The organism is Halomonas sp. LMYGS-3, assembly GCF_059509875.1.
In genome coordinates this window covers 297,935-309,552 of the sequence record NZ_JCAKFQ010000001.1, presented here as the reverse complement: position 1 = coordinate 309,552, position 11,618 = coordinate 297,935, and the positions used below count along the sequence as shown (strand labels likewise).

Annotated in this window: 10 protein-coding genes; 2 read left to right on the top strand and 8 right to left on the bottom strand. The window is 67.9% G+C overall.

Annotation, left to right across the window (positions count from 1 at the left end; translation table 11 throughout):
* Positions 1-4 precede the first annotated feature (4 nt).
* From tssG to AC5W54_RS01450, 8 genes are all read right to left on the bottom strand, one after another.
* Positions 5-1,021 carry a type VI secretion system baseplate subunit TssG gene (tssG, locus tag AC5W54_RS01485; RefSeq protein ID WP_495960295.1) on the bottom strand — a complete coding sequence of 339 codons (1,017 nt, stop codon included), beginning with the start codon at positions 1,019-1,021 and terminating at the stop codon, positions 5-7.
* Positions 985-2,748, bottom strand: coding sequence for a type VI secretion system baseplate subunit TssF (gene tssF, locus AC5W54_RS01480; protein ID WP_495960294.1), 1,764 nt, complete (start codon positions 2,746-2,748; stop codon positions 985-987). Before tssF ends, tssG begins: the two co-directional genes overlap by 37 nt.
* A gap of 30 nt (positions 2,749-2,778) precedes the next feature.
* Entirely contained in the window at positions 2,779-3,204 is a 426-nt protein-coding gene (tssE, locus tag AC5W54_RS01475) for a type VI secretion system baseplate subunit TssE (protein ID WP_495960293.1), read from the bottom strand.
* A 14-nt stretch (positions 3,205-3,218) separates the two neighbouring features.
* The gene (tssC, locus tag AC5W54_RS01470) at positions 3,219-4,700 is read right to left on the bottom strand and encodes a type VI secretion system contractile sheath large subunit (protein WP_495960292.1); all 1,482 of its coding nucleotides are present in this window, start codon (positions 4,698-4,700) and stop codon (positions 3,219-3,221) included.
* Between the two features lie 62 nt (positions 4,701-4,762).
* Positions 4,763-5,272, bottom strand: coding sequence for a type VI secretion system contractile sheath small subunit (tssB, locus tag AC5W54_RS01465; RefSeq protein ID WP_495960291.1), 510 nt, complete (start codon positions 5,270-5,272; stop codon positions 4,763-4,765).
* Positions 5,273-5,834: 562 nt separating this feature from the next.
* On the bottom strand, positions 5,835-7,739 hold the full coding sequence (gene dxs, locus AC5W54_RS01460; RefSeq protein WP_495960290.1) for a 1-deoxy-D-xylulose-5-phosphate synthase: 1,905 nt from the start codon (positions 7,737-7,739) through the stop codon (positions 5,835-5,837).
* Positions 7,740-7,756: 17 nt separating this feature from the next.
* A complete protein-coding gene (locus AC5W54_RS01455) occupies positions 7,757-8,641 on the bottom strand; it encodes a farnesyl diphosphate synthase (protein ID WP_495960289.1) in 885 nt (294 codons plus the stop codon).
* Positions 8,631-8,924 carry an exodeoxyribonuclease VII small subunit gene (locus tag AC5W54_RS01450; protein WP_495960288.1) on the bottom strand — a complete coding sequence of 98 codons (294 nt, stop codon included), beginning with the start codon at positions 8,922-8,924 and terminating at the stop codon, positions 8,631-8,633. Before AC5W54_RS01450 ends, AC5W54_RS01455 begins: the two co-directional genes overlap by 11 nt.
* A gap of 269 nt (positions 8,925-9,193) precedes the next feature.
* Between AC5W54_RS01450 and serA the strand changes: the two genes are divergently transcribed.
* Positions 9,194-10,444, top strand: coding sequence for a phosphoglycerate dehydrogenase (gene serA, locus AC5W54_RS01445; RefSeq protein ID WP_495960287.1), 1,251 nt, complete (start codon positions 9,194-9,196; stop codon positions 10,442-10,444).
* 75 nt (positions 10,445-10,519) lie between these two features.
* Positions 10,520-11,425 (top strand): DMT family transporter, encoded by a 906-nt coding sequence (locus AC5W54_RS01440; RefSeq protein WP_495960286.1) that lies wholly within the window; start codon positions 10,520-10,522, stop codon positions 11,423-11,425.
* The last annotated feature ends 193 nt before the right edge of the window (positions 11,426-11,618 follow it).

The following is an 11,618-nucleotide window of genomic DNA, read 5'->3' as shown; positions in this document are numbered from 1 at the left end:
GCGTTCAGCCTGTCATCTGGATGCGTACCCGGCGACGCCTGGAGGCATCACCGGACTCGGGGTCGACGAAGGTGGTCCAGCCGAGCTGGCAGCTGCCGGCTTCGCCCAGGCGCATCGGTCGCACGGCACTGGGCAGCAGCTCGAGCTCCAGGTCGTAGGCCAGCGGCTCGCGCAGCACGAAGTCCACCAGGGTCCTGAGCGGCGCGTGTTCGCCCCCGTCAGGCAGGAAGTCGCGGAAGCGCTCGAGGCTCAGGCCCCTCAGGCAGAGCGCGAACTTGCCGCCGATGTCGGCGACGCGTTCACCGGCGATCATGTCCTCACCCAGCGTCATCGCCGACCTGCCGGAACGGCTGCGCTGGTCCTCGGGAATGTCGACCCAGCGGTGGACCCACTCCTCGAGGTGGACGTCGTCGAGGTCGAAGCAGTGGCCGACGATGCTGCACACCACCTCTGGCGAGCGCGACCGCCCCGCCAGCAGGCCGGCGTAGGCGAGCATCTTGCTCCAGTTGATCGGCGTCTCGCCGCGCAGCTCGCTGTCGGCCAGCCCCACCAGGGCGAAGATGGCGGCGGAGAAGCCGTCGCTGGCGCCATCCTGGTAGCGCACATAGTGGCGATACTTGCGCCAGGCGCGATGGACCAGGGTCAGCAGGCGATGATTGAAGAAATCGAGGAAGTCGCCGGCGGCGCCCTCGTGGTGCGCGGCGTCGTGGGCCAGGCTCTCGAGGTAATAGCCGGGCAGCGGCGACTGGGCGCCCTGCAGCCCGAGGAAACTGACTTCCAGCTCGTAGCCACCGTCGTCACCGGGGGCCAGGGCCACCACGTCGCTGCCGGGGAAGCCCAGCGACGCCGACGCCTTGTAACGCACCCGTTCGGGCACGCTACCGCCACCACCACCTTCGAGATCATCGTCGTGGTGGCGATGCAGCAGCTCGACGAGCTGGTAGAAGTCGTAGCGTCGGGCCCCCTCGAGCAGGGCCGCCGGCGCTACATCAGAGGCTGCTGGCCCGACTGCAAGGTCCATGTGTAACGCTCACGGTTGTGTCGATTGATGACGTGCAGTTCGTGGAACGAGTTGATGCTGGCGTAGAGCGAGAAGAACCGTGCCAGCACGCTGCCGAACAGGTAGAGGCTGCCCTCGTCGCCGAAGGCCTCCTGATCGAGGGTCATGACCGAGCGCAGGCCCCGTATCGGCAGGCCACGCTTGAGCCGGTCGATGGATTGCGTCTCGATGGCGGTGATGCCCGCCAGGCGCATCTGGGAGACGCGCTCCGCCTGGCGGTCGACCAGCGCCCGGAAGTCGTAGGCGCGCAGCACCGAGCACAGCGCGTCCCGCTCGAGCAGCGACAGGTAGTTGAGCGACAGGTTGGAGATCAGCGTCCACAGCAGGCTGCCGTCGAGGGTCGGCCGCAGGGCCGGTGTCGGCCGGGTGATGTTGCGAAAGTCGGCGTGCACGGGGCTGCTCTCGGTGGACACGCAGACATCGCCCACGGTCAGCCGCTCGGGCAGCTCGCGGTTGCTGCAGGTCAGCCGCAGCGAGATGGTCTCGCGCATGCCGAGGCACGCCCGTTCGTCGCCGCGCACGAAGGCGATGTCGTGATCGAAGCCGTCGCCGCGCAGGCTGTCGCGCACCCGCACCCGGTAGTAGAGCGCCTGGCGGTCGCGATCGCGCTCGATCTGATGCTGGAAGCTTTCGAACGGCACATAGGTGCGCGGCTCGCCGCGCACCTTGCCGGACTCGCTCTCCAGCCAGCCGTTGACCGCATCGACGCTGAACACCTCGTAGTGCGACGGGACGCGACTGCTGGGGCGAATGCGGTACTCGCTGCGCTCGCCGCTCAGGTCGATGGGATCGGCGTCGTGGGAGAACAGGTTGATGGCCGGCGTGCAGTAGAGCGCCAGGTGCTCGTCGCGCACCCGGGCATCGGCCGGCAGGGTGCGCGAGAAGACGAAGCGCAGCGTCAACCGTCGCGCCTGACGCGCGGGCAGGTGGCGTCCCAGCGAGGCCAGGTCGATGAAGTGGAAGGCCTCGGGGAAACAGAGGTACTCCTGCAGGATGCGGTAGCCCTGGTAGGCGTTGCGCGGATAGGGCAGCAGGGCGTGCTCGCGCTCGAAGCCCACCGGCTGCAGCAGGCTGCCCGGCAGCGGCACGCGCTCGCCGTCGACCTCGAGCTCGAGGCGCGACAGGTAATGGCTCATCCACAGGTAGAGGCTGCGGGCCGTGTAGCCGTTGCCGCCCAGGTGCAGGCGCAGGTCGTCGATGCCCAGGGCATCGAGCGGCTGGTCGCTGTGCACGTCGAGATTCAGCTCGACGACCGAGGCCTCGCGGGAGTGGCGCGCCTCGACGCCGGCGTGCTCGAGGGGGTAGAGCGCCACCTCGTGGCAGGTACGGAAGCGGCAGGCCGTGCCGTCCACCGGCCGGCACCCCAGCGAGGTGCCCGCCGCGACACGCTGGCAGGCGCTCAGGGCATGCCATTTCGGCGTGAACTGCACCACCGTCATGCTCGGTACCGGGCGCAGGTAGTTGGGCCACAGCATGCCGATCAGCGAGTGGGTCAGCTCGGGGAACTCGTCCTCGACCTTCTCGCGCATGCGACCGGTCAGGAAGGCAAAGCCCTCCAGCAGGCGCTCGACATCCGGATCGGTGCTGCGCTCGGAGAGGAAGCGGCTGAGGCCGGGATCGGCGTCGGCGAACTCCCGCCCCTGCCGCTTCAGAAAGTCGAGCTCGTCCCGGTAGTAGCGATTGAGCATGCGCGCCTCGTTCCCTGGGTGCTTAGGTGCTCAGTTCAGGCACTGGTAGCGTTTGTCGTTGAGCAACAGATCGATGGTGGTCTGAGCGTTGTCCCGGCCAAGATCCAGGGTCGCGTGAACCTGGAAGCGCAGTTGCAGGGGGTCGCCGCCATGGGGCAACGACTCGACCTCCACCCGCTGTACGCGCGGTTCGAAACGTTCGATGCACTGGCGGATGGCGCGCTGGATGTTGAGTTCCAGATCGAGCACGCCGATGGTGGCGTCGTTGAAGTCCAGCAGCCCCAGCGCCGGCGCGCACTCGCTGTGCCCCGGGTGGCTGTTGAGCAGGTCGACGAGATGACGCTTGATGGACGCGACGGTGTCGGCAAGGCTCGCCTCGCCACCTGGCTCGGCCGGCTGTCCGGCCAGGCGCTCGAACAACCGGTTGCCGAGCACGCCACCACGGTGAAGGGTCATGGCAGCGGCACTCCCTACTCCTTGTCGAGGCGTCCCACCAGCGACAGCTCGAAATTGGCGCCCATGTACTTGAAGTGCGGGCGTACCGCCATGGAGACCTGATACCAGCCCGGGTCACCCTCGACGTCCGAGACCTGGATCGAGGCGGCCCGCAGCGGACGACGGCTGCGTACCTCGGCCGGCGGGTTCTCCTGGTCGGCGACGTACTGGCGAATCCAGGCGTTGAGCTCGCGCTCGAGGTCCTGGCGCTCCTTCCAGGAGCCGATCTGCTCGCGCTGCAGTACCTTGATGTAGTGCGCCAGGCGATTGATGATGAACATGTAGGGCAGCTGGGTGCCGAGCTTGAAGTTGGTCTCGGCGGCCTTGCCCTCGGCGGTGTTGGCGAAGACCTTGGGCTTCTGCACCGAGTTGGCGGAGAAGAAGGCGGCGTTGTCGCTGCCCTTGCGCATGGTCAGCGAGATGAAGCCCTCCTCGGCCATCTCGAACTCGCGGCGGTCGGTGACCAGCACCTCGGTGGGGATCTTGGCCTGCAGCTGACCCAGCGCCTCGTAGGTGTGCACCGGCAGGTTCTCGACGGCGCCGCCGCTCTGCGGCCCGATGATGTTGGGGCACCAGCGGTACTTGGCGAAGCTGTCGGTGAGCCGCTCGGCGAGCAGGTAGGCGGTGTTGCCCCACAGGTAGTGCTCGTGGTCCTCGCTCACCGTTTCACAATAATTGAAGCTCTTGACCGGGTTCTCGACCGGGTCGTAGGGCATGCGCAGCAGGAAGCGCGGCGCGGTCAGCCCCAGGTAGCGGGCATCCTCGGACTCGCGCAGGCTGCGCCAGCGGGCGTACTTCGGGCCCTCGAAGATGGCCTTGAAGTCCTTGATGTTGGGCAGCTCCTCGAAGCTGTCGATGCCGAAGAAGCTCGGCGCCACCGAGGAGAGGAAGGGGGCATGGGCCATGGCCCCCACCGCCGAGGTGTACTGCAGCAGCTTGATGTCCGGGGTCGACGGCGAGAAGTCGTAGTGACCGATGATGCCGGCCACCGGCTCACCGCCGAACTGGCCGTACTCCGCCGCATAGACGTGCTGGTAGAGCCCGCTCTGGCTGAGCTCGGGCGCGAACTCGAAGTCCTCGAGCAGTTCGCCCTTGGTGGCATGCAGCAGGTCGAGCTTGATGTTCTCGCGGAAGTCGGTGCGATCGACCAGCAGCTTGAGCCCGCGCCAGGCCGACTCGAGCTGCTGGAAGCCCGGATCGTGGAGGATCTCGTCCACCTGGCTGCCGATCTTGCGGTCCAGCTCGACGATCATGCGGTCGACCACCGCCTTGTTGACCTGGAGAGCCTCGTTGCCGCTCTGCAGCAGCTCGGCGATGAACGCCGCCACGCCCTGCCTGGCGATGTCGTAGCCTTCCTCGGTCGGTGCCAGGCGCGTCTGTGCCATCACCTGGTCGAGAAGGGAGTCGGTGGCCCGCGCCTCGGCGGCCTGGTCCTGCGTTTGTGCCGTATCGCTCATGAAATTGCCTCGCGTCCTTATGCCTGGCTTGCGTCGCCTGCCATCACCCGCTCGATGCGGTATCAGGCATCACCCTTGTCGTTCGTATCGAGCAACTCGAGCTCCGCGAGCAACTGCTGACGCGCGTCGTCGCTCTCCAGCAGTTTCTGCAGCCGATCGCGGAAGGCCGGCACATTGCCCAGCGGCCCCTTGAGGGCGACCAGCGCCTCGCGCAGCTCGACCAGCTTGCGCAATTCCGGCACCTGTCGCGCCACGCTGTCGGGGGCGAAATCGCCGAGCGACTGGAACGCCAGGTCGACCGGGAGGTCGGCGGGCTCGTCGCCGTCGGCGAGGCGATTGGGCACCGACGCCTGCAGGCCGAGCCCCGCCTCACGCATCACCGACTGGAAGTTGTTCTTGTCCACCGAGACCTTGTCGCGCTCCTCGATCGGCGTCGCTTCGGCCCCTCCCTTGAAGTCCCCCACCACCAGCAGCTTGAGCGGCAGCTCGGTTTCCGCCTGCTGATCGCCGGTGGCCGGCACATACTTGATGTTGATGCGCTCTTTCGGCGCAACGGTCCCTTCCTTTGCCATGGTGGAGCTCCCTGACGTACCACTGTTCACTTGAACGATGCCACGACCGGTGGAGCCCGATGTCGCGACAGCCACGAACGGCAGAGGCGCACGCCGCCAACCGGCCCATGCGCGGGGCATCGTCGATATCGCTGTAATGAGGCGTGAGGTTAGTCGTACAGGAGGCGAGTGCCAAACGGGAGAATGGCGCTGAAACGAGGCACATCCGACTGGACCGAAACGGCTCAACTTGCAGGAAATCGTCAACAACGTGTGGCAAAAGGCCACCTATTGCCACCAACGCCCCCACTCTGAAGCAAAGCAGAAACCGCTGACTTACACGCCTTGTAGGAGATCTTCTACAAGAATATAAGAAATTAACGCCACTTAATCTCAGCGATGACGACGGTCAGCCACTGGCCTGAGGCCATCACTGGCCACCCGAAGAGGCGTCGGGACGCTCGGGGGCGGCCAGGCGGCTCGGTGAGCGGGGCACGGGCCTGCCAGCAGTCGCCAACGACGACGGAGCGGCCCCGGAGGCGCCATTTGCCGCCCCGGGCCCGGGAAAGGAGAGAAAAAGGGATCAGGGCAGCCGGGTGCGAACCGCCGCCTCGACGCCGTCGGCATCCAGGCCGCACTCGGTGAGCAGCTCGGCGGGCTTGCCGTGCTCGACGAAGGCGTCGGGCAGGCCGAGGTTGAGGACCTCCACCTGCACGCCCTCGGCGACCAGCAGCTCGTTGACCGCACTCCCGGCACCGCCGGCCACCACGTTCTCCTCGAGCGTCACCAGCAGGTCGTGCTCGTCGGCCGCGGTGAGCACCGCGTCGCGGTCCAGCGGCTTGATGGAGCGCATGTTGAGGTGCGTGGCATCGAGGCGCTCGGCCACCTCGGCGGCGGCGGTGTTGAGGCTGCCGAAGGCCAGCAGCGCCACTGCACGCCCCTGGCGACGCCGCTCGGCCTTGCCGATCTCGACGGGCTCCAGATGGGCGGGAATCTCGACGCCCGGGCCGGTGCCCCGGGGATAGCGCACCGCGGCGGGGCCGGGATGGTGATAGGCGGCGCTGAGCATGGCACGGCACTCGGCCTCGTCGGCAGGCGCCAGCACCACCATGCCGGGCACGCAGCGCAGGAAGGAGAAATCCAGGGCGCCGTGATGAGTCGGCCCGTCCTCGCCCACCAGCCCGGCGCGGTCGATGGCGAAGGTGACGTCGAGCTCCTGTACCGCCACGTCGTGGATCAGCTGATCGTAGCCGCGCTGCAGGAAAGTGGAATAGATCGCCACCACCGGCTTCATTGCCTCGCAGGCCAGGCCGGCAGCCAGTGTCACCGCATGCTGCTCGGCGATCGCCACATCGTAGTAGCGCTCGGGATACTCCTGGGAGAAGCGGATCAGGTCCGAGCCCTCGCGCATCGCCGGGGTGATGCCGATCAGCCGCTCGTCGGCCGCCGCCATGTCGCAGATCCAGTCGCCGAAGACGTTGCAGTACTTGCGCTTTTTCTTTTTCTCGACCGGCGGCGGCGCGACCGGGGCCAGTGGCGGCGCCTCGTCGTTCTTCTCGAGCTTGGTGATGGCGTGGTAGCCGATGGGGTCGGCCTCGGCGGGCAGGAAACCGCGGCCCTTGCGGGTCTTCACGTGCAGGAACTGGGGACCTTCCAGGTCGCGCATGTTGTGCAGGGTCTCCACCAGCAGCGGCAGATCGTGGCCGTCGATGGGGCCGATATAGTTGAAGCCCATCTCCTCGAACAGCGTCGCCGGGCTGACCATGCCCTTCATGTGCTCCTCGGTGCGCCGCGCCAGCTCCAGCGCTCCGGGCAGGTGCGAGAGCACCTTCTTGCCGCCCTCACGCATGGTGGTATAGGGCTTGCTGGCCAGGATCCGCGCCAGGTAGCTGGCGATGCCGCCGACGTTCTCGGAGATCGACATCTCGTTGTCGTTGAGCACCACCAGCAGGTTGGCATCGACATGGCCGGCATGGGCCAGCGCCTCGAAGGCCATGCCGGCGGTCAGGGCGCCGTCACCGATCACCGCGCAGACCCGACGCTTCTCGCCACGGGTGCGGGCGGCCAGGGCCATGCCCAGCGCCGCCGAGACCGAGGTGCTGGAGTGGCCCACGCCGAAGGTGTCGTATTTCGACTCGGCGCGCCGCGGGAAGGCGGCGAGGCCCCCATAGCGGCGAATGCTCAACATCGCCTCGCGACGCCCGGTGAGAATCTTGTGGGGATAGGCCTGGTGGCCCACGTCCCATACCAGGCGGTCGTGGGGCGTCTCCAGCGCCTGGTGCAGGGCCACGGTGAGCTCCACCACGCCGAGGCCCGCACCGAAGTGGCCGCCACTCACGCCCACGCTGTAGAGCAGGTAGGCGCGCAGCTCGTCGGCGACCTGCAGCAGCTGGGACATGGACATGGCGCGCAGGGCCGCCGGCGTCTCCAGGGTATCGAGCAGCGGCGTGGCCGGACGCTCGACGGGAATGTCATCGAACAGCTTCATGGGGTCATCTGTCGTCGTCAGTGGTCACGCTCGATCATGTAGCGGGCCAGTTCGGCCAGCGGCGTGGCGTGCTCGCCCAACGGCGCGAGGGCGGCAATGGCTTCCTCGACCAGCGCATCAGCCCGCGCCCGAGCCCCGTCGAGTCCCAGCAGGACCGGATAGGTCGGCTTGTCGCGGGCGGCATCGGCCCCGGACGCCTTGCCCAGGGTCGCGGTGTCGCCGGTCACGTCGAGCACGTCGTCGTGGATCTGGAAGGCCAGGCCGATGGCCTCGGCATAGGCCTCCAGGGCCGCGAGGCGCGGGTCGGCCTCGTCCACCGCGACCAGGCCACCCAGGCGCACCGCGGCACGGATCAGCGCACCGGTCTTGTGGCCATGCATGGTGGCCAGGGCCTCGACATCCGGATGGCCACCGACGGCGGCGAGGTCCAGCGCCTGGCCGGCGGCCATGCCGTCGCGACCGGCGGCCACGGCCAGCGTCAGCATCAGCGCCGGCAACCGCGGGTGGGCGGACCGGGCCAGCACCTCGAACGCCAGGGTCTGCAGGGCGTCGCCGGCCAGTATCGCCGTGGCCTCGTCATAGGCACGATGCACCGTGGGCTGGCCGCGTCGCAGGTCATCGTCGTCCATGGCCGGCAGGTCGTCGTGGACCAGCGAATAGGCGTGGATCAGTTCCAGTGCCATGGCCGGGGCATCCAGGTCGGCCGGCCGGGCCCCCAGGGCCCGGCCGGCGGCATAGACCAGCACCGGCCGCAGGCGCTTGCCGCCCACCAGCACGCCGTGACGCATGGCGGCCTCGAGCCGCGGCGCCGGCACCGCGCGCTCCACGAAAAGCGCCTCGAGACGCGCATCGACCCGTGCCCGGTCGGCGGCCAGGCGGGCCGCCAGGTGATCAGCGTTCACCGGCGTCCTCCGCAGGCGGGGCGGCGAAGGGCTCGAGCTCGATGCTCCCCTCGGGCCCCTCGATCAGGGTGCGCACCTTGAGCTCCGCCTCGTCCAGGCGGCGCTGGGCATCGCGGGCCAGGCGTACGCCCTGCTCGAAGGCGGACAGCGAGCCCTCCAGCGACAGCTCGCCGGACTCCAGCCGTTCCACCAACTGCTCGAGCCGCTCGACGGTGGCGGCGAAATCCATCCGGGCTTCCTCGCCTTCCGCCAGGTCGGGCGACCGCTCGTCACGCTCTGCCATGGAACCTCTTGCCAGTCACGAATCCAGGAAGGCGACAGTATACACGCTCTCCCCGGGGGGTCGTCTGCCCCGGTACGGAGTGAGACAACATGCGGTCGGCTCATTGGAGCAGCGCAGCATTTTCATCTTCGCTCATGCCCACTGTGCTATCATAGGCGCCCTGTTTCGAGCCTGCCCTAGCCCGCGGCCGTTCCTGATCGGCTGGCCACCAGGCTCTCACCGTCACGACACAGCATGCGGCTCGCACCGAAGAAGGGGTTGATTCGACCATGGCCAAAACGTCCCTGGACAAGAGCAAGATCAAGATCCTGCTGCTCGAGGGCGTCCACCAGAGCGCGGTGGACAATTTCCTGAACGCCGGCTACACCAACATCGAGCATCTGCCGACCTCGCTCGACGAGGAGACGCTGATCGAGAAGATCCGCGATGTCCACTTCCTCGGCATCCGCTCCCGTACCCAGCTCACCGAGCGCGTCTTCGCCGCGGCCGAGAAACTGGTCGCCGTGGGCTGCTTCTGCATCGGCACCAACCAGGTCGACCTGACCGCCGCCCTCATCCGCGGCATCCCGGTGTTCAACGCCCCCTACTCCAATACCCGCTCGGTGGCCGAGCTGGTACTGGCCGAGGCGATCATGCTGCTGCGCGGGATTCCCGAGAAGAGCGCCCGTGCCCACCAGGGCGGTTGGCTGAAGTCGGCGAAGAACTCCCACGAGGCGCGCGGCAAGACCCTGGGGATCATCGGCTATGGCAGCATCGGCTCGCAGCTCTCGGTGCTCGCCGAGTCGCTGGGCTTCGACGTCATCTACTACGACGTGGTGGCCAAGCTGGCCATGGGCAACGCGCGCCAGGTGGCCAGCCTCGAGGAACTGCTGGCCCGGGCCGACGTGGTCAGTCTGCACGTGCCCGAGGTGCCCTCCACCAAGTGGATGATCGGCCAGGAGCAGATCGCCCTGATGAAGCAGGGCGGGATCCTGATCAACGCCTCCCGCGGCAGCGTGGTGGTGATCGAGGCGCTGGCCGAGGCACTCTCCGCCGGCAAGCTCAATGGCGCCGCCATCGACGTCTTCCCGGTGGAGCCCAAGGGCAACAACGAGGAGTTCGTCAGCCCGCTGCGCGGCCTGGACAACGTCATCCTCACCCCGCACGTCGGCGGCTCCACCCTGGAGGCCCAGGAGAACATCGGCATCGAGGTCTCCGAGAAGCTGATCACCTACTCCGACAACGGCACCACCGTCACCTCGGTCAACTTCCCGGAGGTCGCCCTGCCGGCCCACCCGGACAAGCACCGCCTGCTGCACATTCACGACAACGTGCCGGGGGTGCTCTCCGAGATCAACCGGGTGCTCTCCGAGAACGATATCAACATCTCGGGCCAGTACCTGCAGACCAACGAGAAGGTCGGTTACGTGGTCATCGACGTGGACAAGGCCTACGGCCCCCAGGCCCTCGACGCCTTGCGCCATGTCGAACACACCCTGCGCGTGCGGGTGCTCTACTCCGAGACCAACTACGAGGGGTGACCCCCTCGCCCCGGCCGTGACAGCAAGCCGCCGCGTCGCATCGACGCGGCGGCTTTTCCTCACAGGACTTCCGACATGCCGACCGGACCGGCCTATCTGATCGTGGTGCTGGTGTGGGCCTCCACACCGCTGGCCATCAAGTGGAGCGCCGAGGCCGGCGCTCCGGTGGGCAGCGTGATGCTGCGCATGCTGATCGCCTTCCTCGTCGGCCTGGTGATCCTGTTCGCCCTGCGTCGCCGGCTGCGCCGCGACCGCCGGGCGCTGGCGAGCTATGCCGCCGCGGTACCCGGGGTGTTCGGTGCCATGGCACTGAGCTATCACGCCTCCCTGAGCCTGCCCTCGGGCATGATGTCGGTGATGTTCGGCATGGCGCCGCTGATCTCGGGACTGATCTTGCAGGCGCTCCCCGGAGCCACCAAGCTGCGCCGCTGGCACTGGATCGGCTGCGGCCTCGGCGTGCTGGGCCTGGCGGTGGTGTTCGCCGACAGCCTGGCGCTGGGGCGCGACCAGCTCGCCGCACTCGCCATGATGCTGGCCGCGGTGACCCTCTTCAGCGGCAGCGGTATCGCCGTGCAGCGGGTCGCCGCCGGGCTCGGCCCGTTGGAGCAGACCCTGGGCGCCCTGGCCTTCAGCCTGCCCTGCTTCCTCGCCCTGTGGCTGACCAGCGGCGAATCCCTGACCATCCCGCTCAGCTCCCGCGGGCTCTGGTCGGTGCTCTACCTGGCGCTGTTCGGCTCACTGCTGGGCTTCCTGTGCTACTTCCTGATCCTCTCGCGGCTCCCCGCCGCCACCGTGGCGCTGGTGACCCTGATCACCCCGGTGCTGGCCCTGACGCTGGGCATGACCCTCAACCGGGAGCAGCCCTCTGCCTCGATGCTCGTCGGTGCCGCCCTGATCCTGGTGGCCCTCGGCGCCTACCTGTTCGGCGACCGCCTGGCCAGGCTCAAGGCCGAGGCGATCGCCCTGCGCGCCCCGGAGTAGGCAGCGGGGGCCATCGTTGGTCGCAGGCGTGGCACACGGCCCTTGGCGATGCGCCTCTCCCGAGCTCAGCGAGAAGCGTACCCCGATGACGGTATCGCTGACCGGCGACATCGCCAAACGGGCGTCACGAGCTTCGAATGGAAGCCATTTCCGTAACCGAGACAGCCTCGCCTCGACGGGGTATGCTGTGGCT

Bases quoted from the DNA above. Each gene is read 5' to 3' on its own strand.
- tssG (WP_495960295.1), bottom strand. From the start codon at position 1,021: ATGGACCTTGCAGTCGGGCCAGCAGCCTCTGATGTAGCGCCGGCGGCC.
- tssF (WP_495960294.1), bottom strand. From the start codon at position 2,748: ATGCTCAATCGCTACTACCGGGACGAGCTCGACTTTCTGAAGCGGCAG.
- tssE (WP_495960293.1), bottom strand. From the start codon at position 3,204: ATGACCCTTCACCGTGGTGGCGTGCTCGGCAACCGGTTGTTCGAGCGC.
- tssC (WP_495960292.1), bottom strand. From the start codon at position 4,700: ATGAGCGATACGGCACAAACGCAGGACCAGGCCGCCGAGGCGCGGGCC.
- tssB (WP_495960291.1), bottom strand. From the start codon at position 5,272: ATGGCAAAGGAAGGGACCGTTGCGCCGAAAGAGCGCATCAACATCAAG.
- dxs (WP_495960290.1), bottom strand. From the start codon at position 7,739: ATGAAGCTGTTCGATGACATTCCCGTCGAGCGTCCGGCCACGCCGCTG.
- AC5W54_RS01450 (WP_495960288.1), bottom strand. From the start codon at position 8,924: ATGGCAGAGCGTGACGAGCGGTCGCCCGACCTGGCGGAAGGCGAGGAA.
- serA (WP_495960287.1), top strand. From the start codon at position 9,194: ATGGCCAAAACGTCCCTGGACAAGAGCAAGATCAAGATCCTGCTGCTC.
- AC5W54_RS01440 (WP_495960286.1), top strand. From the start codon at position 10,520: ATGCCGACCGGACCGGCCTATCTGATCGTGGTGCTGGTGTGGGCCTCC.